The sequence below is a fragment of the Rhodobacter sp. SY28-1 genome, assembly GCF_005222785.1.
Classification (GTDB): domain Bacteria; phylum Pseudomonadota; class Alphaproteobacteria; order Rhodobacterales; family Rhodobacteraceae; genus Tabrizicola.
In genome coordinates this window covers 635,418-657,169 of record NZ_STGH01000002.1, presented here as the reverse complement: position 1 = coordinate 657,169, position 21,752 = coordinate 635,418, and the positions used below count along the sequence as shown (strand labels likewise).

The 21,752-nt window shown below is 65.1% G+C and carries 20 protein-coding genes; 11 read left to right on the top strand and 9 right to left on the bottom strand.

Annotation, left to right across the window (positions count from 1 at the left end):
* Window position 1: 1 nt before the first annotated feature.
* From mrdA to E8M84_RS12215, 4 genes are read right to left on the bottom strand one after another with little or no spacing between them, the layout of a single operon-like run.
* On the bottom strand, window positions 2-1,948 hold the full coding sequence (gene mrdA / locus E8M84_RS12230; protein WP_137111460.1) for a penicillin-binding protein 2: 1,947 nt from the start codon (window positions 1,946-1,948) through the stop codon (window positions 2-4).
* A complete protein-coding gene (locus E8M84_RS12225; protein WP_137111459.1) occupies window positions 1,945-2,484 on the bottom strand; it encodes a rod shape-determining protein MreD in 540 nt (179 codons plus the stop codon). The genes mrdA and E8M84_RS12225 overlap by 4 nt, the downstream gene beginning before the upstream one ends.
* Entirely contained in the window at window positions 2,477-3,478 is a 1,002-nt protein-coding gene (gene mreC, locus E8M84_RS12220; protein ID WP_137111458.1) for a rod shape-determining protein MreC, read from the bottom strand. The genes E8M84_RS12225 and mreC overlap by 8 nt, the downstream gene beginning before the upstream one ends.
* A 29-nt stretch (window positions 3,479-3,507) precedes the next feature.
* Window positions 3,508-4,545 carry a rod shape-determining protein gene (locus E8M84_RS12215; RefSeq protein ID WP_128515005.1) on the bottom strand — a complete coding sequence of 346 codons (1,038 nt, stop codon included), beginning with the start codon at window positions 4,543-4,545 and terminating at the stop codon, window positions 3,508-3,510.
* A 242-nt stretch (window positions 4,546-4,787) separates the two neighbouring features.
* Between E8M84_RS12215 and E8M84_RS12210 the strand changes: the two genes are divergently transcribed.
* The 3 genes from E8M84_RS12210 to E8M84_RS12200 all read left to right on the top strand — a co-directional run bounded on the left by E8M84_RS12210 (window position 4,788) and on the right by E8M84_RS12200 (window position 7,511).
* Window positions 4,788-5,543: an SDR family NAD(P)-dependent oxidoreductase gene (locus E8M84_RS12210; protein WP_137111457.1), complete on the top strand. Its 756-nt coding sequence runs from the start codon at window positions 4,788-4,790 to the stop codon at window positions 5,541-5,543.
* Entirely contained in the window at window positions 5,540-6,289 is a 750-nt protein-coding gene (locus tag E8M84_RS12205; protein ID WP_137111456.1) for a PGN_0703 family putative restriction endonuclease, read from the top strand. The genes E8M84_RS12210 and E8M84_RS12205 overlap by 4 nt, the downstream gene beginning before the upstream one ends.
* A 136-nt stretch (window positions 6,290-6,425) precedes the next feature.
* A complete protein-coding gene (locus E8M84_RS12200) occupies window positions 6,426-7,511 on the top strand; it encodes a calcium:proton antiporter (protein WP_137111455.1) in 1,086 nt (361 codons plus the stop codon).
* A 31-nt stretch (window positions 7,512-7,542) separates the two neighbouring features.
* Here E8M84_RS12200 and E8M84_RS12195 read toward each other — a convergent pair whose 3' ends face one another.
* Window positions 7,543-7,743 carry a hypothetical protein gene (locus E8M84_RS12195; protein ID WP_137111454.1) on the bottom strand — a complete coding sequence of 67 codons (201 nt, stop codon included), beginning with the start codon at window positions 7,741-7,743 and terminating at the stop codon, window positions 7,543-7,545.
* 96 nt (window positions 7,744-7,839) lie between these two features.
* Between E8M84_RS12195 and E8M84_RS12190 the strand changes: the two genes are divergently transcribed.
* Window positions 7,840-8,754: a LysR family transcriptional regulator gene (locus E8M84_RS12190; protein WP_137111453.1), complete on the top strand. Its 915-nt coding sequence runs from the start codon at window positions 7,840-7,842 to the stop codon at window positions 8,752-8,754.
* 72 nt (window positions 8,755-8,826) lie between these two features.
* Here the strand turns inward: E8M84_RS12190 and E8M84_RS12185 are convergent, their stop codons facing one another.
* A complete protein-coding gene (locus E8M84_RS12185) occupies window positions 8,827-10,389 on the bottom strand; it encodes a 2-isopropylmalate synthase (protein ID WP_137111452.1) in 1,563 nt (520 codons plus the stop codon).
* A 456-nt stretch (window positions 10,390-10,845) separates the two neighbouring features.
* On the opposite strand from E8M84_RS12185, the gene E8M84_RS21880 reads away from it, so the two are divergent.
* Window positions 10,846-11,652 (top strand): HipA family kinase, encoded by an 807-nt coding sequence (locus E8M84_RS21880; protein WP_346763692.1) that lies wholly within the window; start codon window positions 10,846-10,848, stop codon window positions 11,650-11,652.
* The gene (locus E8M84_RS12175) at window positions 11,649-12,470 is read left to right on the top strand and encodes a DUF3037 domain-containing protein (protein ID WP_137111450.1); all 822 of its coding nucleotides are present in this window, start codon (window positions 11,649-11,651) and stop codon (window positions 12,468-12,470) included. Before E8M84_RS21880 ends, E8M84_RS12175 begins: the two co-directional genes overlap by 4 nt.
* Before the next feature lie 27 nt (window positions 12,471-12,497).
* On the opposite strand, the gene E8M84_RS12170 is transcribed toward E8M84_RS12175, so the two are convergent.
* On the bottom strand, window positions 12,498-12,914 hold the full coding sequence (locus E8M84_RS12170; RefSeq protein ID WP_137111449.1) for a tellurite resistance TerB family protein: 417 nt from the start codon (window positions 12,912-12,914) through the stop codon (window positions 12,498-12,500).
* 105 nt (window positions 12,915-13,019) lie between these two features.
* Between E8M84_RS12170 and E8M84_RS12165 the strand changes: the two genes are divergently transcribed.
* Window positions 13,020-14,600 (top strand): lysine--tRNA ligase, encoded by a 1,581-nt coding sequence (locus tag E8M84_RS12165; RefSeq protein WP_137111448.1) that lies wholly within the window; start codon window positions 13,020-13,022, stop codon window positions 14,598-14,600.
* Window positions 14,601-14,652: 52 nt separating this feature from the next.
* Window positions 14,653-15,246 carry a hypothetical protein gene (locus tag E8M84_RS12160; RefSeq protein WP_137111447.1) on the top strand — a complete coding sequence of 198 codons (594 nt, stop codon included), beginning with the start codon at window positions 14,653-14,655 and terminating at the stop codon, window positions 15,244-15,246.
* A 36-nt stretch (window positions 15,247-15,282) separates the two neighbouring features.
* On the opposite strand, the gene E8M84_RS12155 is transcribed toward E8M84_RS12160, so the two are convergent.
* Window positions 15,283-16,011, bottom strand: coding sequence for a hypothetical protein (locus tag E8M84_RS12155; RefSeq protein WP_137111446.1), 729 nt, complete (start codon window positions 16,009-16,011; stop codon window positions 15,283-15,285).
* A gap of 178 nt (window positions 16,012-16,189) precedes the next feature.
* Between E8M84_RS12155 and E8M84_RS12150 the strand changes: the two genes are divergently transcribed.
* A complete protein-coding gene (locus E8M84_RS12150) occupies window positions 16,190-16,591 on the top strand; it encodes a DUF4864 domain-containing protein (RefSeq protein ID WP_137111445.1) in 402 nt (133 codons plus the stop codon).
* A 289-nt stretch (window positions 16,592-16,880) separates the two neighbouring features.
* Window positions 16,881-19,169: a glycosyl hydrolase family 28-related protein gene (locus E8M84_RS12145; protein WP_137111444.1), complete on the top strand. Its 2,289-nt coding sequence runs from the start codon at window positions 16,881-16,883 to the stop codon at window positions 19,167-19,169.
* 51 nt (window positions 19,170-19,220) lie between these two features.
* Here E8M84_RS12145 and E8M84_RS12140 read toward each other — a convergent pair whose 3' ends face one another.
* Complete coding sequence (locus E8M84_RS12140; RefSeq protein WP_137111443.1) at window positions 19,221-19,712, bottom strand: HugZ family protein; 492 nt, start codon at window positions 19,710-19,712, stop codon at window positions 19,221-19,223.
* A 103-nt stretch (window positions 19,713-19,815) separates the two neighbouring features.
* Here E8M84_RS12140 and E8M84_RS12135 point away from each other — a divergent pair, with 103 nt between their 5' ends.
* A complete protein-coding gene (locus tag E8M84_RS12135) occupies window positions 19,816-21,474 on the top strand; it encodes a SulP family inorganic anion transporter (protein ID WP_137111442.1) in 1,659 nt (552 codons plus the stop codon).
* The last annotated feature ends 278 nt before the right edge of the window (window positions 21,475-21,752 follow it).

The following is a 21,752-nucleotide window of genomic DNA, read 5'->3' as shown; positions in this document are numbered from 1 at the left end:
CTTACGTTTCGGTCTGCACGGGCGGCTGCCCGGTGACGGGGTCGCGCAGGGGAAGTTCCTTCAGCATCGTCTCGATCCGGCCGCGCTGGCTGGAAGGATAGGCCTCCAGCGACGGCAGCCCGCCGGACATCGCCCGCAGGATGATATCCCGCGCGATGGGCGCGGCTGCGGTCGAGCCGCCCCCGCCATGTTCCACCACGACCGAAATCGCATAGCGCGGCGCGTCGAACGGCGCATAGCCCACGAACAGCGCATGGTCGCGGCGGTTCCAGGGCAGGTCGTCGTTCGAGATCACCCCGGCCGCGCGTTCTGCCGCCGAGATGTTGCGCACCTGGCTGGTCCCGGTCTTGCCCGCCATCACCATCGTCGGCTCGACGATGCGGCTGGACTTTGCGGTGCCGTGCTCTCCGTTCACCACCGCATTCATCCCGGCCCGCACTGCGGCCAGGTATTCCGGCGACACTTCCAGCGGCGGCGCTTCGGGAATCGGCAGTTCCTGGTCGTTGACCATCCGCACCAGCCGCGGCGCCACGGCGCGCCCGCTGGCGATGCGGGCCGTCATCACCGCCAGTTGCAGGGGCGAGGTCAGCACATAGCCCTGCCCGATCGAGGCGTTGATCGTGTCGCCGATCCGCCATTCCTGCTTGTGCCGGGCCAGCTTCCAGGCCTTGTCGGGCATGTTGCCCTCGGTCACCGCGGACATCGGGATTTCGAACTTGTGGCCAAGACCCAGCTTGCGGCCCATCTCGGCCATCCGGTCGATGCCGACCTTCTGGGCCACGTCGTAGTAGAAGACGTCGCAGCTTTTCTCCAGGCTTTCGCTCAGGCCGACCTGGCCGTGGCCGCCGCGCGAATGGCAGTGGAACCGCCGGCCGCCGAATTCAAGGTATCCGGGGCAGTAGACGGAATGGTTCGCGTCGATCACGCCGGCCTCTAGTGCTGCCAGCGCCGTGACCATCTTGAAGGTCGATCCGGGGGGATAGGCACCCGAGACGGTCTTGTTCGCCAGCGGCCGGTGGTCGTTCTCGGTCAGCAGGTTGTATTCGGCGTGGCTGATCCCGCGCACGAACAGGTTTGGGTCAAAGGACGGCGACGAGGCGATGCAGATGATGTCGCCGTTGGTCACGTCGATCACCACGGCGGCGGCACTTTCCTGGCCCAGCCGGGCCTGGGCAAAATTCTGCACGTCGGCGTCGATGGTCAGCCGGATGTCGTTGCCGGGGTTGCCTTCCTGACGCTCCAGCTCGCGCATGACACGCCCGGCCGAGTTGACCTCGATCCGCTTGGTTCCGGCCTCGCCCCGCAGGGTGTCTTCCATCCACTTCTCGACCCCGATCTTGCCGATCTGGAACTTCGGGATGCGCAACAGCGGATCGGGCGAGTCCACCCCTTCCAGGTCCTTGTCGGACACGGGGCCGACATAGCCCACGACATGGGCAAAGTCGAAATCCAGCGGATAGCGGCGGGACTGGCCGACCTCGGGCACGACGCCGGGCAGGGCCGGGGCGTTGACCGCGACCTTCGAGAAGTCGTCCCAGGACAGGCGCTCGGCCACGGTGACCGGCACGAAGGCCGACAGGGCGTTCACCTCTTCGATGGCCTGCTCCATCTCTTCGGCGGTCATCGGGATGATGGTGGCCAGCCGCCGCAGCACCAGATCCACGTCACCAGCCGCCTCGCGGGTGATGACGACGCGGTAGTTCTGTTCGTTCCCGGCGATGACCTTGCCGTTGCGGTCCTGGATCAGCCCGCGTTCCGGCGGGATCAGGCGGATGTTGATCCGGTTCTCCTCGGCCAGAAGCTTGAACTCGTCGGCCTGATCGACCTGCAGATAGCGCATCCGGACGCCAAGAACGGCGATCATCGCCCCCATCGCCCCGCCCAGAAGAAGGGTGCGCCGGTTCAGCGTGCGATTGCTTTCCTCGGTGTCGCGGGCCGTGCGTCTCACAACCGTCTCCCGAAATCGTCCACTTCGCCCGTTGCGGGCTTTCTCAGGTCAAGGGCCAGCCGCGACAGGCCCACGACCACCGGATAGACTGCGATCGACCACAGGACCTGCACGATGGCAAAGCCGAAGGGGGCCTGCGGCACGAAGGCGATGCCCAGCACCAGTCGGTAGACAAGGATCATGCCAAGCATCAAGCCCGAGACCAAGAGCCACTCGACCAGGAAACTTAACTCTCGCGTGAGCGCGATGCGACCGCGCAGGAATTCGGTCGTCAGGATCACGATGGCGGCCCAAAGGCCCGGGGGCCGCATCAGGATCAGGTCCTCGCCGAGGAAGACCACCAGGATCAGCGGCATCGGCAGAAAGTCGGGGCGGCGGACGATCCAGGCCAGGGTCACGCACAAAAGGATGTCCGGCCCGGGCAGTGCCCCCGGCGCATTGCCCAAAGGCAACAGCCGCAGGAACAGCAGCATCAGCGCGATGGCCAGGAACAGGCCGCGGAAGATCCAGTGCTCTTGCCGCCAGAACTCAGCCATCGCCGGCCTCCGGCTCGGGGCTTTCGGCCGCGCCGGACCCGGCTGCCTCGACGTCGCCACCTTCCGTGGCTGTCGGCGGGGCCGCCGCTGCTGCCTCGGCCGCCCCGGTCGAGGTGTCGGGCAAGGGCAGCGTGGCAGGGGGCGCCACCAGGCTGCCAGGGTCGGTGATCGGCTCCAGCTCATGGCTGCGCAGGACGCGCAGGAATTCCAGCCGCTGATAATCCGCCGCCAGCACCACCCGCAGCCGCTTGTCGGTGCCAAGCGCCACCTGACCGACCAGCAGCCCCGCCGGGAACACCGCGCCGTCGCCCGAGGTCACGACCCGGTCGCCCGGACGCACTTCGTCGGTATCCTCGACAAATTCCAGCGGCGGCAGGGGCGAGTTGTCGCCGGACAAAAGCGCCTTTTGCCCCGAGGGCTGGATCGTCACCGGAATCCGGCTGTTGGAATCGGTGACCAGGATCACCCGCGACGTGCGCGGGCCAACCCCGGAAATCCGGCCCACCAGCCCGATCCCGTCCATCGTCGCCCAGCCGTCACGGATGCCGTCGCGCTCGCCCACATTCAGCAGCACCGACTGCCGGAAGGGCGACCCGCTATCCGCCATCACCACGCCGGTCACATGGGTCAGCTTCGGGTCCAGCCGCACCTTGTTCAGGTCCAGAAGCCGCGCGTTCTTTTGCTCCAGCTGCAGCGCGGCCTCTTTCCAGGCCTTCATCTGCTGCAGCTCTCGCTTCAGTTCCTGGTTCTGTTCGTAGATGCGGGTATAGCTTTGGAAGTCGTCGATCATCCCGGCGACCGCCGTCACCGGCGCCATCGCCCAATCGAGGTTCGGCACCACCGCGTCGATCAGCGCCGCGCGAAAGCGTTCGACCCGCGGGCTGTCGATCCGCCACAACAGGAAAAAGGCCAACAGCACCAGCACGGCCAGCCAGACCAGAAGCCTGCGCAGGGGCCGCGAGTATTCCTCGGGTGCGGTGCGGTTCTTGGCCAATTGGTCAGGCCTTTTTCAAGCGGGATGGCTTAGGTGTCGTAGTCGATCACATGCCGAAGCTGCTTCTCGTATTCCAGCGCTTTCCCGGTCCCCAGGGCAACACAATTCAGTGACTCGTTGGCCACGCTGATCGACAGCCCGGTCTGTTCGCGCAGGGACAGGTCGAGTTCCCCCAAGAGCGCCCCGCCGCCGGTCAGCATCACGCCCCGGTCGACGATGTCGGCCGCCAGGTCCGGCGGGGTGGCTTCCAGCGCCTGCATCACCGCATCGCAGATCTGCTGCACGGGTTCGGCCAGCGCCTCGGCCACCTGGGCCTGATTGATCTCGGTTTCCTTCGGCACGCCGTTCAGAAGGTCGCGGCCCCGGATGGTCATCGAGGACCCGCGCCCGTCATCCGGCATCCGCGCCGTGCCGATGGAGGTCTTGATGCGTTCCGCCGTCGATTCCCCGATCAGTAGGTTCTGGTGGCGGCGCAGGTAGGAGACGATCGCCTCATCCATCCGGTCACCACCGACGCGGACCGACCGCGCATAGACGATGTCACCCAAGCTGAGGACCGCCACTTCCGTGGTCCCGCCGCCGATGTCGACGACCATGTTGCCCGTGGGTTCCGTGATCGGCATACCCGCCCCGATGGCCGCCGCGATGGGTTCGGCGATCAGCCCGGCGCGCTTGGCGCCCGCCGACAGCACCGACTGGCGGATGGCGCGCTTTTCCACCGGCGTCGCGCCGTGGGGCACGCAGACGATGATCTTGGGTTTCGAGATGGTCGACCGCTTGTGCACCTTGCGGATGAAATGCTTGATCATCTCTTCCGCCGCCTCGAAGTCGGCGATCACCCCGTCGCGCATCGGGCGGATCGCCTCGATGGTTCCCGGCGTCCGGCCCAGCATCAGCTTGGCATCCTCGCCCACCGCGAGGACGACCTTCTTGCCGTCCTTGTTGTGATAGGCCACCACCGAAGGCTCGTTCAGCACGATCCCCTTGCCACGGATGTAGACCAGCGTGTTCGCGGTCCCGAGGTCGATGGCCATGTCCGAGGAAAACAGGCTTGGGAAAAGCGACATGAGAGGTCCTTTGGTGGTCTCTGGGGCAAGCAACGATCTTGGCCCCGACTCGGGGGTCCGACGGGGCTGCCTCTTATAGGGGCAGGGCGGGGGGAAGCGGAAGCCCTGCTACCCGATGCTGGCTCAATTCCGCGTGCTGGCAGAAATCCGACATTTCTCTTGCAGTTTTCTGCCTTTCTTCAGTGCTGAATTGCAGTTTTGCGATATCCTTGCGGTGATGAGATCCAAGGCGGGGGGAAACCATGACCAAAGTGGCAGGGAGGGTTGCGCTGGTGACAGGGGCGGGAAGCCCCGGGGGAATCGGTTTCGCCATCGCCCGGGGACTGGTCGCGGGTGGGGCGAAGGTCGCGGTGACGGCCACGACCGACCGCATCCATGCGCGCGCCACCCAGCTCGGCTGCTTTTCCCATGTCGCCGATCTGACCGATCCCGACCAGGTGGCAGGCCTGTTCCGCGCGGTCGAGGATGCCCTGGGACCGGTCGAGATCCTGGTGAATAACGCCGGCATGACCCAGTCGGGCAAGGAGGTCGACCGCGCGCGCCTGGCCGGCTGGACTGACGCCGCCTGGGCGCATCACATGGCGCTGAACATCAACACCACCTTCCACTCATGCCGCGCGGCCCTGCCCGGAATGGCCGCGCGGGGCTATGGGCGGATCGTCAACATCTCTTCGGTCACCGGGCCGGTGGTGACCATCGACGGATCGTCTGCCTATGCCACGGCCAAGGCGGCGATCACCGGCATGACCCGGTCGATCGCGCTGGAATACGGCGGCAGCGGGGTGACCTGCAACGCGGTGCTGCCCGGCTGGATCCAGACCGAAAGCTCGTCCGAGGACGAGATCCGCGCAGGACAACGCACCCCCGCAGGCCGTCCAGGGACACCGGACGAGGTGGCCGCCTGTGCCCTGTTCCTGGCCTCGGAGGAAGCGTCCTACGTTACTGGCGCGATGCTGGTGGTGGATGGCGGCAACACGCTGCAAGAGATGAAGGGATGACCGCGCCCGAGTTCCTCCCCGGCGTTTCGGCAGCGGCAGTGCTGGCCGCTCTCGCGCGGTCCCCGGGCAACGAGGTCGCCTCGGGCAAGTTCGGCTCGCCCGAGTCTTCTTCAGCGCTGGCGGTGAATGCCTTCGGCTGGTTTCTGGACCGCCCGAGCAGCCTGCCACCCTTGCCGGGTGTCCCGATGGGCCAGCCGCAGACCGTCGACATCGAGGCCGAGCTGCGCTTTCCATGGTCGGGCGGTCGGCATCCCTGGCTCGACGCGGCGATCACCACAGCGACGACGCTGGTCGGGGTAGAGTCCAAGCGTTATGAGCCGTTCCGTCCGGGCAAGGCCACCAGATTTTCCGAAGCCTTCGACAGCCGCGACTGGGGCAAGGGCATGGCGCGCTACACCGCGATGCGGCTGGCGCTGATCGAAGGGCGGCAGGCCTATCGCTGCCTTGATGCGGTGCAACTGGTGAAGCACGCCTATGCGCTGCGTACCCAAAGCGTGAAGCGCGGCCTGGGGGCTGTGCTGGTCTATCTGCACGCGTCCCCGGCGATCTGGGCCAGCGGCAAGCCGATGTCTCCCGACGCAATCGCGCGGCATGCAGCCGAGATCGCCGACTTTGCAAGCGCGGTAAAGGGCGACGACGTCAGTTTTGTCGCGCTGCACTGGGCCGACCTTCTGGCCGACTGGGCCAAGGCTCCGGCGCTGTCGGCACATGCGGCGGCGATCACCGCGCGTTTCGGCCCACTTTAGCCGCGCGCAAGCGGACCCGCCGGGACAATGCCCGTTGCGCGTTGCGCTGGACGCCGTCCCTCGGGATGTTATCGTCCTGATCGCATGGCCGGACAGGCCTGCAGCCATTGGCTCTGACCAACGGGAAAGGCAGCGCATGTCCCTAGCTACGGGCACACCGGCCTGGTCGTGGATCCTTCCGCTTGTTGCGACTGGCATCAGCGTGATCGGAATGTCCGTCCTGCATGGCAGTCTGCCGCTCCTTGTGCTTGTGATTGCCGTTCCGATCCTCTTCGCGGCAGTGTTCGCCGCCGTCCACCACGCCGAGACGGTGGCCCACCGGATCGGCCAGCCATTCGGGTCCATCATCCTGGCGCTGGCAGTGACCGTGATCGAGGTGTCGCTGATCATCTCGATGCTCTTGTCCACGCCCGAAGCCGACAGCAGCATCGCCCGCGACACCGTCTTTGCGGCGATCATGATCGTCCTGAACGGCATTGTCGGGCTCTGCCTTCTGACCGGCGGGATCCGGTTCCACGAGCAAAGCTTCCAGGCCCGCAGCGCCAGCGCCGCGCTGGGGGTCCTCGGGACGCTGGCGGTGCTCTGCCTGGTCCTGCCGAACTATACGACAACGGTGCCGGGGCCGGTCTACGCACCAGCCCAGCTGGTCTTTGTCGCCGTCATGTCACTGGCGCTGTACGGGTTGTTCCTGTTTGTCCAGACGATCCGGCACAAGGACGACTTCAAGGAGGAGGCCGAGGCGGATGACCATGGCCCGCCGCCCGACCGGCGCGACTTTCTGATCGCGCTCGGCCTGCTGCCCTTGTCCTTGCTGTCGGTCGTTCTTCTGGCCGAGCTTCTGTCGCATCCCGTCGAGGCGGCGATTGCGCGGTCAGGCCTGCCTGCGGAACTGATCGGCGTCGTCATCGCGCTGATCGTGCTGATGCCCGAGGCGGTCGCCTCCCTGCGCGCGGCGCGGGCCAACCGCTTGCAGACCAGCATCAACCTGGCCCTCGGGTCGGCACTGGCGAGCCTCTGCCTGACGATACCCGCCGTGGCCCTGATCTCCTTGGCCCTGGGACAGACGCTTGTCCTTGGGCTTGAGGCGGAACATATGGTCCTTCTGGTCCTGTCGCTGTTCATGGCGACGCTGACGCTGGCCACAGGTCGAACCACCATCCTGCAGGGCGGCATCCATCTGGTGATCTTCTTCGCCTTCCTGACCATCGCGGCCATTCCCTGACCCCGCTGGGCAGCGTGCAGGTCAGCCCGCCTCAGACGCCTGCAAGCCTGCGGGTCGGCTGGCAGGCGCAGGACGGGGTGGTCCCGGCCGGCCGGTCCGGGGCCTCGCCCAGCACCCGCGCGCGAAGGCCTTCCCGTTCCAGCCCCATATCCTCAAGCATCCGGTCGCTTACACCCTGCAGCCCGACCAGCGCACCTTCGGCTTCCCACCATCTCTTGATAAGTTTCCACATGATCCTGTCTCCTGTTCTTGATGCCCCCTTCTGCCACAGGACGATTTATGCGATAATCCGACAGTATCGGAATAAGCTTTGAAGTGGGGCTAAGGAATGCGCGGCGGCGACTATGCGGAACTGCGGGCCTTTGCCGCCGTCGTCCGGCACGGCAGCTTTACCCGCGCGGCGGCGCATCTGGGGGTTTCGCCCTCGGCTCTCAGCCAGACCATCCGCGCGCTGGAGGATCGGCTGGGCCAACGACTTCTGAACCGGACGACGCGGTCAGTCGCGCCCACTGCGGCCGGGCAGGCGCTGGCAGAGCGGCTCCTGCCGGTGCTGGACGATCTGGACGGCGTGGTGGACACCGCATTCGCCGCGGCAGGTGAAGTGTCAGGGCGTTTGCGGCTGGACGTGGTCCGGGTCGCGATGCCGCATCTGGCGCGTCTGGTGCCGGGATTTCTGGCGCGCTACCCCCGGGTGCGGCTGGAGGTCGCCTCGAACGACGCGCTGGTCGACATCGTGGCTTTGGGGTTCGACGCAGGCATCCGGCTGGCCGAACGGCTGGAAGGCGACATGATTGCCGTGCCCTTCGGCGGCGATCTGCGGATGATCTGCGTCGCCGCCCCAGACTATCTGGCGCGCCATCCGGAGCCGCTGCATCCGCGTGACCTTGCCGACCACGCCTGCATGGTCACGCTGACGCCTTCCACCGGGACGCCCTACCGCTGGGAGTTCGAGAAGGAGGGCGAAGCACTGCGGATTGCCGTGAACGGTCCGCTCATCTCACGCGACACGGATCTGCGTGTGGCCGCCACGGTTGCGGGCGTCGGGATCGGGTTTTTCTTCGAGGATGAGGTGCGGGACCTCATTTCTGCCGGTCGGCTGGTGCAACTGCTTGCCGACTGGACTCCAGCTTTTCCGGGGGCCTACCTGTATTTCCCCAGCCGCCGCAACCCCGCGCCACCCCTGCGGGCTTTCGTTGACTATGTGCGGGAGATGGGCCGTGGGCAGACCTTTCCAGAAGGTTAACGTCCGCAGAATAGATGTTACATAACAGAAGGTTGCCCGAAATGTCCACCGTGGACATTTCGGGCCTTTCCGTCACTCGCCGTGGTAGGAGACGGTCTTCACATCCTCGCCCGGGGCGGTCTTCTGCCGCCGGACAATCAGTCGGTTCAGCGCGTTGATATAGGCCCGGGTCGAGGCGACGATCGTGTCGGTATCGGCCGAGGACCCCGTCACGATCCGCCCGTCTTCCTGCAGCCGGACGCTGACCGTCGCCTGCGCATCGGTCCCCTCGGTCACCGCATGGACCTGGTAGACCTCCAGCCGCGCCTTGTGGGGGAAGAGCATCTTCACGCAGTTGAACGCCGCATCCACCGGGCCGTCGCCCGTGGCGTCGATGTGATGGTCCTTGCCGTCGATGGTCAGGATCATGTCCGCCTCTTGCGGCCCTTCGGTCCCGCAGACCACCCGCAGCTTCTTGAGCTGCAGGTATTCGTAGGCGTCGTTGGTCTGCTCATCGCTTACCAGCGCGATCAGGTCGTCGTCGTAGACCTCCTTCTTCCGGTCGGCCAGAGCCTTGAACCGGACGAAGACGTCGTTCAGCTGGTTATCGGCCAAGTCGAAGCCCAGCTCCTTCAGCTTGGCCCGCAGGGCGGCGCGGCCGGAATGCTTGCCCATCGCGATGTTCTTCTGGGTCAGCCCAATATCCTCGGGCCGCATGATCTCGAAGGTCTGGACGTTCTTCAGGACGCCGTCCTGATGGATGCCGGACTCATGCAGGAAGGCGTTCTTGCCGACGATGGCCTTGTTGAACTGGACCGGGAAGCCCGAGACCTGGCTGACGCGGCGGGAGAGGTTCATGATCTTGGTGGTGTCGATCCCGGTCTGGAACGGCAGGATGTCGTTCCTGACCCGCATCGCCATCACGACCTCTTCCAGCGCCGTGTTCCCCGCCCGTTCGCCGAGGCCGTTGATCGTGCATTCGATCTGTCTTGCCCCGGCTTCCACGGCGGCGAGGGCGTTGGCGGTCGCCATGCCGAGGTCGTTGTGGCAGTGGGTGGCGAAGATGATCGTGTCGGCTCCCGGCACGCGTTCCAGGAGCATGTGGATGATCTTCGCGGACTCCATCGGGTAGGTGTAGCCGACAGTGTCGGGGATGTTGATCGTCGTCGCCCCGGCCTTGATCGCGATTTCCACCACGCGGCAGAGGTAGTCGTTCTCCGTCCGGGTCGCGTCCATCGGGGACCACTGGACGTTGTCGCAGAGGTTCCTCGCGTGGGTCACGGTTTCATGGATCCTCTCGGCCATCTGGTCCATGTCCAGGTTCGGGATCGCGCGGTGGAGGGGGGAGGTGCCGATGAAGGTGTGGATGCGCGGGGAGCGGGCGTGTTTGACGGCCTCCCAGCAGCGGTCGATGTCCTTGAAATTCGCGCGGGCGAGGCCGCAGATGGTGGAGTTCCGGCTCCGCTTCGCGATCTCGGTCACGGCGGCGAAGTCGCCTTCGGAGGCGATGGGGAAGCCGGCCTCGATGATGTCGACGCCCATCTCGTCGAGGAGGGAGGCGATCTCCAGCTTTTCCTCGTGGGTCATGGTCGCGCCGGGGCTTTGTTCGCCGTCGCGGAGGGTGGTGTCGAAGATGACGACCTTATCCTGAGTCATGTCGGGGTCCTTCTCTTAGCTGCGGTGCTGGGGGGCGCTGGTCACCTCTGAGCGGTCGCGCCCGGGGGCACGCTCAGAGGCGGCTAAGAAGGAGGAGACCACGGGGCAAGAGGGGGCGAGCGGTCGCCCCGAGGGAGTGGATATGATAGCCCCTGATCATGGGGGGCGACTATACGGGGGAAATCGGGGAAGGGAAGGGGGTTTCTTGGGGGCGGGGGCCGCAAGGGACTCCGGTGGGGTGTCCACGGTGGACGGATGGGGGTAAGCGGTTGATTTTGCTGGGGAATGGGTGTGGACGGTAAGGGTTTGTTAAGGGGGTGGTTAATGGAAGTGCTATATGCCCGCCGCAGCTTGCGGGCGCCTTTCACACGACCTCGCGCAACGGTTGCACTTGCAAATGATGCTGGGAAGAAGTCATTGTAATTGAGCGACTTATCTTAGTGGGCAGGCTTTAGCTTGATCTGTCATCTATCCGGTATCGCATCGCGACCTGACTACGGTCGAACCAGACCTGTAAGGGTCGTCGCCGAAGCGCCTGATGGCACTGAGTTCGAAGCTTACCTAAAGGCACCGCATCTAGGTGATAAGCCGTTCCCTTACCTCTTGGAGCGTGAGTGGTTCGCAGGACGTTTGGCTCAGCAACTCGGCTTGCCCTGTGCACTGCCTTTGCAGATACAGCTTACGCCAGAGGTTGTGGCTGGCGAGCCAGACGTCCATCTCAGGACACGTCTTCAGGCAGGTCCGGAAATTCTGTTCGGATCGCTGAGCGGCGGCCCGGGCTGGATTGAGTGGAGCGACTCCATGTCGATCTCGCGTGACAACGTCCAACTGTCGGCAGAGATCTATCTGTTTGACACCATCATCCAGAACTGGGATCGCTGTGTTCCGAACCCCAACATCCTAGTTAAGGGTGACCGCTTCCTGATGATCGATCACGGAGAAGCGTTCATAGCGGCCACTGGAACTGACGCCGAACGTGACTATCATACAGTCCCGTGGATGCTCGGTGGAGTGCAGAACCATGCAGGGGAGTTCGAGGCTCATCCACTCTGGTCAAAATTGCGCCCCAAGAATCGGGTAGATTTTGTGGCTGCGGCGGACCGCTGGAAACACTTGCCTAACGACGTTTTCGACCTTATCGCCGCAGATGTGCCCCCGTGTTGGAACCAGTCTGCAGCTTCGCGGATTGTTTCCTATCTGAACGAAGCTGTGAAGAAAATCGACGCTATCGTCGCCAACGTAGAACAAAACTTTGAAAGATGAGTAAGCAGGTCTACTCCTATGCCGTGTTGCAGTACCGCCACGACGTTTGGGTCGGCGAGGCGCTTAACATAGGTGTTTTGCTGTCTTGCGAGGCAAAGCGCTTCCTCAAGTTCAAGTCGAGAACGGGGCAGGGTCGTATCGCGAGCGCGTATCCGGACCTTGAGTTTGGAGCACTTCGTGATGCCGTTAAAGCACTTGGACGGCGGTTCGAGCGGCTGGCCACCAAGTCTGGCTTCTTGGTACCTTCCGGAGCGGCTGCGGACATTGGACGAAAAGTGCTAGTTCCGGACGACAGTAGCCTTTCATGGGGTGTGTCTGGAACGGGGTTAGCCGACGATCCAGAGGAGGCGCTGGAAAAAGTCTACGCCCGCTTTGTGGGTCGGTACGATCAAGCTACAGGTCGCGAAGCCCGTACCGATGAAATGGTGTTCGAAACGGTCAAGAAAAAACTTGAGATTGCAGAGCTGTATCAGAGGGTTAGACCTCACGTTGTGAAGTCCCAGTTCGCGGAAATTTCCTTCGACCACGCTATCGAAAACGGAGTATGGCATGTGATCCAGCCGCTTAGTTTCGATTCGGCGGACGAGGATCGTATGCTGGACAAAGCTGCGAGGTGGGCCGGTCGTCTGCAAAGCATCTCTGGCTGTGAGGGAAAGGTCCGTCCGTACTTTGTTACTGGTCGACCATCCGAAAGCCGGTTGGTGCCTCACTACAAAAAGATGGTTGAGTTTCTCAGGTCCAGCCCCATGGAACCTGTCGTTATGGACGAGTCGCACTCGGGAGAGTTGGTTGCGGCAATCGCCAAGAACTTGACCTGAACAGCGAAGCGTCTACCGAAGATAACCTCACACCCCCATATGCCGCACCCGCGCGCCCCACTCGATGGCGGCGGCGTGGAGGCGGTCGATCTTCAGCTCCTCGCGGACCTCTTCCAGCATGCGGAGCTCGACCTGGGAGTGCCTCCCGTCCGCGGTGACCACGTCGCAGGCCAGCGCATAGGCGGTCTCGTAGAGGCGCTCGGGCAATGCCTCGCGGATCAGGCCGAAGAGGGCGGCGAGGCCGTCTTCCTCCTCGAACAGGTCGAACACCGTGCGGGTGACGCGCTGGATGCGGTCGGGGTCGTAGGTGGCGAAGGCGGGCATGTGGTTGACCATGCGGGTGATCGCCACCAGCTCGGCGGTGCGCATGTTCTCGTCCGAGGCGGAGCAGGCGACCATGACGGCCACAAGCGCGTCTTGGGGGGACATGGCGGATTCGGGCATTTGCGGCTCCTGACACGGGTTTGGCTGGCAGATTATTGACGCTGGCGTGGGGGGGCAATAGAGGACGGGCGGTCGGGGGTTGGCCCCGTTTCAGGAGAGATGACGATGAGTGCGTTGCGCGATGCGGCGATGAATTCGAAGGCCTGGCCCTTTGAAGAGGCCCGCGCGGTCCTGAAACGGTACGAGAAGGCGCCGCCGAAGAAGGGGTATGTGCTGTTCGAGACGGGCTATGGGCCGTCTGGGTTGCCTCACATTGGCACGTTCGGGGAAGTGGCGCGGACGACGATGATCCGGCGGGCGTTCGAGATCATCAGCGACATTCCGACGCGGCTGATCTGTTTCAGTGACGACGTGGACGGGATGCGGAAGGTCCCCGAGAACGTGCCGCAGCAGGAGATGTTGCGCCAGCACATGCAGAAGCCGTTGACCTCGGTTCCCGATCCGTATGGGGAGTTCGAGAGTTTCGGGCACCACAACAACGCGATGCTGCGGCGGTTCCTGGATACGTTCGGGTTCGAGTATGAGTTCATCTCGGCCACCGAGTTCTACAAGAGCGGGCGGTTCGACGACACGCTGCGGCTGTGCGCGGAGCGGTATGACCGGATCATGGCGATCATGCTGGCGAGTTTGCGGGAGGAGCGTCAGCAGACCTACAGCTGCTTCCTGCCGATCCATCCGGAGACGGGGCGGGTGCTGTATGTGCCGATGAAGGAGGTCAATGCGAAGGACGCGACGATCACCTTCGATGACGAGGCGGGGCGGGAGTGGACGCTGCCGGTGACGGGCGGGCATGTGAAGCTGCAGTGGAAGCCGGACTTTGGCGCGCGCTGGGCGGCGCTGGATGTGGACTTCGAGATGTACGGGAAGGACCACAGCACGAATACTCCGATCTACGACGGGATCTGCGAGGTGCTGGGGGGGCGGAAGCCGAACCACATGACGTACGAGCTGTTCCTGGATGACCAGGGGCAGAAGATTTCGAAGTCCAAAGGGAACGGGCTGACCATCGACGAGTGGCTGACCTATGCGGCGACGGAGAGCCTGTCGTACTTCATGTACCAGAAGCCGAAGACGGCGAAGCGGATGCATTTCGACGTGATCCCGCGGGCGGTGGACGAGTATCACCAGCAGTTGAAGGCGTACCCGGCTCAGGACGTGGCGGGGCAGGTGAACAATCCGGTGTGGCACATCCATGGGGGGAAGCCGCCGGAGTCGAAGATGGTGGTCAGCTTCGGGATGTTGCTGAACCTGGCGTCGGTGGCGGCGGCGAAGGATGCGGCGGGGCTGTGGAAATTCATCCGGCGGTATGCTCCGGAGGCTTCGCCGGAGAAGAACCCGGACCTGGATGCGGCGGCGGGGTTCGCGGTCAGGTATTTCGCGGACAAGATCGCTCCGACCCGGGTGTTCCGTCTGCCGGACGCGAAGGAGCGGGCGGCGATGGAGGATCTGGTGGGGCGGCTGAAGGTCTGGGATGGCGGGCTGGACGACGAGGCCTTGCAGTCGATGGTCTTTGCGGTGGGCAAGGAGCATGGGTTCGAGCCGCTGCGCGACTGGTTCAAGGCGCTGTACGAGGTGCTGCTGGGCGCGTCGGACGGGCCTCGGTTTGGCGGGTTCATCGCGCTTTACGGCGTCGAGGAGACGGTGGCGCTGATGGAGCGGGCGCTGAAGGGCGAGCTGGTCGGCTGACGGTTCCGCGGTCCGGTGCTATCCTTCGCGGCAGGTTGCGGCGGAGGGTGGCATGGGGCGTGAGGCGGAAGGGCATGCGGTCTGGCGCGGGCAGTCCGGCGCGGTTAAGGCCTATCTGGAGAGAGACGGGATCATCCTGCGGGGTGAGGTGCGGGGGAAGCTGCCGCGCGCGGGCCTGATGGGGTGGCGCGTGGATGGCGAGGACCTGTGCCTGCGGTCGGATGGAGAGCCGCTGGTCCTGACGCTGGGCGCGAAGGAGGCGGCGGCTTGGGTCAAGGCGCTGGAGAAGCCCTTGCCCTCGCTGGCGGCGAAGCTGGGGGTTTCAAGCGCGGCGCGGGCCTGGGTAATCGGGGGGCCGCGGCCGGAAGAGATCGCAGTGGCGGTGGCCGGGGCTGAGGTGCCCGGGCCGGAAGGTGCGGCGGTGATCGTGGCGGTGCTGAGCGGGCCGGGGGATCTGGAGGCGGCTTTGGCGGCGGGGCGGCAGCATGGCCTGCGGGTCTGGTGCGTGCATGGCAAGGGCAAGGGCGCGGCGGTACCGGATGCCTTGGTGCGCGAGGCGTTCCGGGCGGCGGGCTGGATGGACATCAAGGCAAGTGCGGTGTCCGAGGACTTCACGGCAACGCTGTACCGGCCCCGGGGGGAGTGACCCGCAGCGCCCAAAGGCAGTGCGGGTCGCAGTGTCTTAGCCGAACTTCAGGAAGAACTTGGAGTAGGGGACTTTCAGCCCACCGATGGCGGCCTTGATCGCGGCGTCATCCCCGGCGCGGGCCGCGGCGAGCAACTGGTCCACCGAAGCCTGCATCGCCCCGGAGAGAGCGGCATAGTCGGCGTCGCTCTCAGCCTTGGCCGGGGGAGACGACAGAATGTCCTGGGCGAGGTAGGCCAGCACGGCGGAATGTTCGAGGACGGTCTGGTTGGCGGCCGCATCGAGGGTCGTAAGGTCAAGGGCAAGGATCTGCTCCATCTCGGCGTGATAGGCGTTCATGCGGTCGGAAAAGGTTTCGATCCCGTTGCGGGCGTGAAGCGCGCTGAACGCCTCGCGGACATGTTCCAGGGTCTCGTGGCTTTCGGGCAGGTCGCCCTTGCCCACGGCCTCGCTGGCCTTGGCGAGGCGGCTGGAGACCTCGGCGATCATCTCGGGCCATTGCGGGTCGGCCTCATACTGCGGGGGAGGGGTCTGGCCGTAGGTGGACACAAGGGCATCCCACTGCTTTTGCAGGCCGGTCAGAGCGGCGGCGGACTTTTCGGCATTGCCGGAGTTGGTGGCGAAAAGGGCGGTGCGGTAGCCGGCATACATCTCGCCATAGGCGGATTCGAAGTCGGTGACGGGGCCGGCAAGGACGGGGTCGACAAAGGCCGGGGTGGTGGAGAGAAGGAAGGTAAGGGCGATGACTGGCAGCTTGCGTGGCATGGTGGCCTCCGTTGGGGGTGTTGCGCCACGGACTTTCGCCGGAAGGCGGGCGCGGGACCTTGATGCAGATCAGTTTAGATAGAAAACTTTGAAGCTGTAAATCTGATGGGTTGGTTTGACTTCTGGCCGAACGGCCTAGGTAGATTTTTACGGGGACGTCGAAAAGGGAACTTAGCCCATGCGCAATGGTCTATACGCCGTTCTGCTGGCCGCCTGCCTGGCCTTGCCCGCTGCCGCCCAGGAAGAGCCGATCCGGAACACCATCCAAAGCCAGATCGACGCCTTTCTGGCCGATGATTTCGCCCGGGCCTTCACCTTTGCCAGCCCGAACATCAAGGGCATCTTCGGCACGCCCGAGAATTTCGGGGCAATGGTCAAGCAGGGCTATCCGATGGTCTACCGCCCGGCCCAGGTCGAGATGGGCGAGTTGCGCGAGATCGCGGGGAACCTGTGGCAGCGGGTGCGGGTCGTCGATCAGGCGGGGGCGGCCTGGTATCTGGACTACATGATGATCGAGACGGCCGAGGGCTGGCAGATCAACGCGGTCCAGTTGTTGCCCGCGCCTGACGTGGGTGTCTGACGCGCCTTACCGGGCGTTTGCTCCCTCGATCAGGCGGGTCCCCCCCTCACCCTGACCCTCTCCCCCCGGGGGAGAGGGGACGCGGGCTGCAAGGTCTGTTCCCGGACCTTCGACGCTGCGTGGGTGTTGCGCGCAGGGCGTCTGGTCCGCGCGTAGCCGTGAGCGGCGGTTAAACCTTCCTTGCTACCCACTGTGCCCCATGGCGGCGCGGTTTGTCATCGGTGGCCTTGGGGCACCCTTGACGCATCGCCCGTGGCAGTGGCGCGAAGCGAGGCAAGGGAAATCGACAATGAACAAGGCTATCACTGACGGGCTGGTCCTGATGCCGCCGCCGTTTTCGGCAGGCCTCAACCTCTGGTCGCGCGAGGACGGGACGCCCGGCTCGGGATCGTATCAGGGCCAGCCGAACGCGGCGCTGGTCACGAACGACCAGGATTTCGCGGGTTGTCTGGAGCTGCAGAAGACCGAGGCGACCCAGAAGCTGCGGTCGTTCGCACAGACGCCGATCCAGCCGGGGCTGTACCTGCGGGTGACGGCGCGGGTGAAGGCGGTGTCGGGCAACCTGCCTTCGGTCCGGATCGCCGCGTGGGCGGGGGATGTCAGCGGGCAGAACGTCGTGGGCCTGCCGCAAACCGGGCCGTCAGTTGCGCTGACCTCATACGGCACGGTGGTGACGGTCAGCGCGATCATCTCTCCGGCCAACCGGACGGGGGTGACGCTGCCCTGGTCCCTGCAGTCGATCTATGCCCATGTCGGCCTGGACCTGACCGGGGCGAATGGCGGTGTGGTGCGGATTGACGACATCGAGGTCGAGGATGTGACCAACATCTTCATCCGCAAGCTGATGGACTGGGTCGATGTCCGCGACTTCGGCGCGCTGGGTGACGGGACGACGAATGACGCTCCGGCCTTCCTGGCGGCGGATGCGGCGGCGGCGGGTCGTGAAATCCTGGTGCCCTCGGGCGTGTTCCGGCTGACGAGCGATGTCACGATCAACAGCCGGATCCGGTTCGAGGGCACGCTGTCGATGCCGTCGAACCGCAAGCTGACGCTGACGCGGAACTATGACCTCGACACCTATGGCCAGGCCTTCGGGTCGGAACTGGAGGGCTTCAAGCGGGCGCTGCAGGCGCTGTTCTTCTTTACCGACTATGTCACGCTGGACCTGTCGGGGCGGCGGGTGGACATCCCCGAGCCGATCGATGTGGCGGCGCTGTCGGGCGTCACCAGCTTTTCCAGCCGCCGCGTCGTGCGCAACGGCTCGCTGAACGCGGTGGCGGGGCCGAACTGGGCGACGCAGGACGTGACCTCGGTCGCGACCTATTCGGCGGCGACGAACACCACGCTGACGGGCGTGGCCAACGTGGCGAACATCCCGGTGGGTGCGCTGGTCATCGGGACGGGGGTGGGCCGCGAAGTTTATGTCACGGCCAAGAACGTGGGCGCAGGCACGGTGACGATCAGCCAGCCGCTGTATGGTGCGGTGGGGACGCGGAGCTATACCTTCCGGCGGTTCAAATACATGCTGGACTTCAGCGGGTTCGAGCTGTTGTCGCGGTTCGAGCTGGAGGACATCGAGTTCAACTGCCTGGGTGTCGGCTCGGGCGTGATGCTGCCGATGTCGGGGTCGACCCAGCGCTTCATGTCCTGCACCTTCAACCGGCCGCTGGACCGGGGGATTAGTTCGGCCGGGTCGGGCTGTCAGGGCATGTTCGTCGACATGTGCCAGTTCCTGTCGAACGAGCAGTCGGTGCCGGCGGTGGACCGGACCACGATCGCGATGAACGTGCAGGCGAACGACACCAAGCTGCGCAACAACCGGATCGTGCGGTTCGCGCATTTCGCGATCATGAACGGGACCGGCCACCTGATCCACGCCAACCACTTCTTCCAGGGCGACAGCGTGACGGCAGGCGTGCGGCGGGCGGGGCTGGTGTTCACCCAGACCAACGTCTCAACCGTGGTCACCGGCAACTACATCGACAACTGTTTCATCGAATGGGGCAACGAGCATGACTCGGCGCCGGAGGAGAATGGCGAGTTCTCCTTTGGCGGCCTGAACATCGTCGGCAACGTGTTCATCGCGTCGGATTGCACGACGGCGTTCCGCTGGATCGTGGTCAAGCCTTACGGGGCGGGGCATTTCTTCAGCGGCTTCACGGTGCAGGGCAACAGCTTCCGCTGCTTTGGCGTGATCGTGGACCGGGTCGACATGGTGGACACGACCTTTGCGACGCTGGACTTCACCCGGTCGCGGAACGTGCGGGTTGAAGGCAACAGCTTCAACAACGTCAGCCAGTGGATCATCAACCCGGTGCAGGTGATCCATACCCAGAACACGGCATCAGAGACCTGGAACGTCAGCGCGGGCGGGTTCGTGCCCTTCGGCGGGCGGATCCGGATGGTGGAGGCGGTGGCGCCGGAGGGGATCATCACCAACGCCTCGAACGCGGCGCGCTATGTGTTCCCGTATTCCGTGCCGGGGACGGGTGTGACCGGGAACGAGGCTCAGATCCGCTGGGGCGAGACGGTCAAGGGGAAGGCGCTGGTGACGATGCGGATGGACGTTCCGGCCTGAGGTTATGGTCAGTCAGGCAGGGGGCGGTCCTTCGGGGCCGCCCTTTTGCGTTTACAGGTCTTCGGGGCTGATGTGGAAAGCCCGGGCGAAGCCGCCATTCAGGAGGGCCGAGGCGGGCTGCAGGCGGACGAAAGCGAAGTCCGGCAGGTCGATGTAGGCCCGCGCCTTGGGGCTTCGCTGCAGCCAGCGATCGCGCAAGGCGGGGCGGGCCGGGTCGTCTGGCGCCACGAACTGCGCCCGGGCGCGGATCATCAGGCGGGGGTGGATCAGGGGATCGCCGGTATCGCCGACCTCGCCCAGCATCAGCGCGCAGTCGGGCCGGTCGCGGAGCGCGCGAAAATGCGGCGCGAGGCCGGAGATCAGGGTCAGCAATCCCGCCTGCGGGTCGCGGGCAAAGGCGATGCGGCTGATCCCAGGGGTGCCGGTGTCGGGGTCCTCCCAGGCAAGGGCCGCATGGCTGAGGGTGAGAAGCCGGTGGGCAAGTTGGCGGGCGTCCTCGGTGGCGGGCTGGACGGGGTCGGGGCGGGTGGGATTGGGGGTCATCGCTCGCAAAGATGTTGACAGCGGGGGGGCGGAGGACTCATCTGGCGGCATTCATCTTGCATCGCCAGCATTTCCTGGTCGTTTCCCTGGCCTGGACGCCATCATGACCGACACCGCGCGGGGCCACAATGGCCTGACCGAGTTCCTGCCGAAGCTCTTGACCGTCTGGCGAGAAGGCTATGGGCTGGCCGACCTGCGCGCCGATGCGCTGGCGGGGCTGACGGTGGCCATCGTCGCGCTGCCCTTGTCGATGGCCATCGCGATTGCCAGCGGTGTCGGCCCGGAGCGGGGGCTGTTCACCGCCATTGTCGGCGGCTTCCTCGTCAGCGCGCTGGGCGGGTCACGCTATCAGATCGGCGGGCCTGCGGGGGCGTTCATCGTCCTTGTCTCGGCCTGCGTGCTGGCGACGGGGGTCGAGGGGCTGATCCTGGCCACGCTTCTGTCCGGCCTGATCCTGATCGTGGCGGGGGTGCTGCGGGTCGGGACCTACATCCGTTATATCCCCTATCCGGTCACCGTAGGGTTCACGGCCGGGATCGCCGTCATCATCTTCGCCAGCCAGTTGCGCGAGATGTTCGGGCTGACCCTGCCGGGGGACGAGCCGGGCGAGATCCTGGAAAAGGTCGAGGCGCTGTGGGCGGCGCGCGGGTCGGTGACCTGGGCTGCGGTCGCGGTGGCGGCGCTGACGGCGGCGGTGATCCTGGGGCTGCGGCGTCTGCGCCCGCATTGGCCCGGGATGCTGATTGGTGTGACCCTCGCCTCTGTCGTGGCGGCCCTGTTCGGCCTGCCGGTCGCGACCATCGGCACGCGGTTTGGCGACCTGCCGCAACTGTTGCCCGCACCCGCGCTGCCCGACCTGTCCGGGCCCGCCGTGCAGGCGGCCTTGCCCTGGGCGGCAAGCTTTGCCCTGCTGGGCGCGATTGAATCGCTGTTGTCCGCCGTGGTCGCCGACGGGATGTCGGGCGCGCGGCACCGGTCGAACGCGGAACTGGTGGCGCAGGGGGTGGCCAACATCGGCTCGGCAGTCTTTGGCGGGTTCTGCGTTACCGGCACCATCGCACGGACTGCAACCAATGTGCGGGCTGGCAGTCACGGGCCGATCTCGGGCATCCTGCATTCCCTGTTTCTCCTGGTCTTCCTGATGGTCGCGGCGCCGCTCGCCGCCTACATCCCGCTGGCTGCCTTGGCGGGCGTTCTGGGCGTCGTGGCCTGGGGCATGGCCGAACGGCATGAGTTCGCGGCCCTGCTGCGGTCGTCGCGGGGGGATGCGCTGGTGGTCAGCGTGACCTTTCTTCTGGTGGTGTTCCGTGACCTGACCGAAGGCATCGTCGTGGGCTTTGCACTGGCTGGTCTGGTCTTCATCAAGCGTATGTCGGACACCGCCGAGGTGCGCACGCGTGCGGAACACCACGATACCCCACGCGCCGACCGCGTGGTCTATCATCTGGAAGGTCCGTACTTCTTTGGCGCCGCAGCCCAGTTGGGCGGGGTGCTGGACCGGATCGCCGAGGCGCCGCGCGCGCTGGTGCTGGAGATGTCGGGTGTCCCGCTGATCGACAGTTCTGGCGCGCGGGGTTTCCATTCGCTTGCCGCCCGCGCCCACCGTCAGGGCGGGCAGCTGTATCTTGTGGGCCTGCGCGACAAGCTGCGGCGGCAGTTGCAGGCGCAGGGCCTGAACGAGCCGGAAGTGCGCTTTCTGCCCGATCTGGCGGCGGTCGATGCGCTGCTGGATGCAGCGCAACCTGGCGACGAATCACACTGATCTGCCAAGCACCTGACGGTTAGCGCCACCATTATCCCGGAGCGCCGCGGTCACGCGACCGTGAGCGGTAACGGCCGTGTGAAACCAAGCACTTGGCTGCCGCAATTTTCACACATTTTCAAGATTGACGCCAATGCAGTCAAGGAATTTACAGAATTTTATAGCAAAAATAGGGGGTTACGAAATTCTTTACGAAGTGATAACTTCTACGCAGGAAAGAGGGTTCCTGGCCAGTTACTGATATTGTCGAAGGGTGCCTGTCACAGCCCTTTGGGAGG

Bases quoted from the DNA above. Each gene is read 5' to 3' on its own strand.
- E8M84_RS12200 (WP_137111455.1), top strand. From the start codon at position 6,426: ATGTCCCTAGCTACGGGCACACCGGCCTGGTCGTGGATCCTTCCGCTT.
- E8M84_RS12160 (WP_137111447.1), top strand. From the start codon at position 14,653: ATGGGGCGTGAGGCGGAAGGGCATGCGGTCTGGCGCGGGCAGTCCGGC.
- E8M84_RS12140 (WP_137111443.1), bottom strand. From the start codon at position 19,712: ATGACCCCCAATCCCACCCGCCCCGACCCCGTCCAGCCCGCCACCGAG.
- E8M84_RS12170 (WP_137111449.1), bottom strand. From the start codon at position 12,914: ATGCCCGAATCCGCCATGTCCCCCCAAGACGCGCTTGTGGCCGTCATG.
- E8M84_RS12145 (WP_137111444.1), top strand. From the start codon at position 16,881: ATGAACAAGGCTATCACTGACGGGCTGGTCCTGATGCCGCCGCCGTTT.
- E8M84_RS12165 (WP_137111448.1), top strand. From the start codon at position 13,020: ATGAGTGCGTTGCGCGATGCGGCGATGAATTCGAAGGCCTGGCCCTTT.
- E8M84_RS12195 (WP_137111454.1), bottom strand. From the start codon at position 7,743: ATGTGGAAACTTATCAAGAGATGGTGGGAAGCCGAAGGTGCGCTGGTC.
- E8M84_RS12225 (WP_137111459.1), bottom strand. From the start codon at position 2,484: ATGGCTGAGTTCTGGCGGCAAGAGCACTGGATCTTCCGCGGCCTGTTC.
- E8M84_RS12150 (WP_137111445.1), top strand. From the start codon at position 16,190: ATGCGCAATGGTCTATACGCCGTTCTGCTGGCCGCCTGCCTGGCCTTG.
- E8M84_RS12185 (WP_137111452.1), bottom strand. From the start codon at position 10,389: ATGACTCAGGATAAGGTCGTCATCTTCGACACCACCCTCCGCGACGGC.
- E8M84_RS12210 (WP_137111457.1), top strand. From the start codon at position 4,788: ATGACCAAAGTGGCAGGGAGGGTTGCGCTGGTGACAGGGGCGGGAAGC.
- E8M84_RS12190 (WP_137111453.1), top strand. From the start codon at position 7,840: ATGCGCGGCGGCGACTATGCGGAACTGCGGGCCTTTGCCGCCGTCGTC.
- E8M84_RS12205 (WP_137111456.1), top strand. From the start codon at position 5,540: ATGACCGCGCCCGAGTTCCTCCCCGGCGTTTCGGCAGCGGCAGTGCTG.
- E8M84_RS12135 (WP_137111442.1), top strand. From the start codon at position 19,816: ATGACCGACACCGCGCGGGGCCACAATGGCCTGACCGAGTTCCTGCCG.
- E8M84_RS12175 (WP_137111450.1), top strand. From the start codon at position 11,649: ATGAGTAAGCAGGTCTACTCCTATGCCGTGTTGCAGTACCGCCACGAC.
- E8M84_RS12155 (WP_137111446.1), bottom strand. From the start codon at position 16,011: ATGCCACGCAAGCTGCCAGTCATCGCCCTTACCTTCCTTCTCTCCACC.
- E8M84_RS12215 (WP_128515005.1), bottom strand. From the start codon at position 4,545: ATGTCGCTTTTCCCAAGCCTGTTTTCCTCGGACATGGCCATCGACCTC.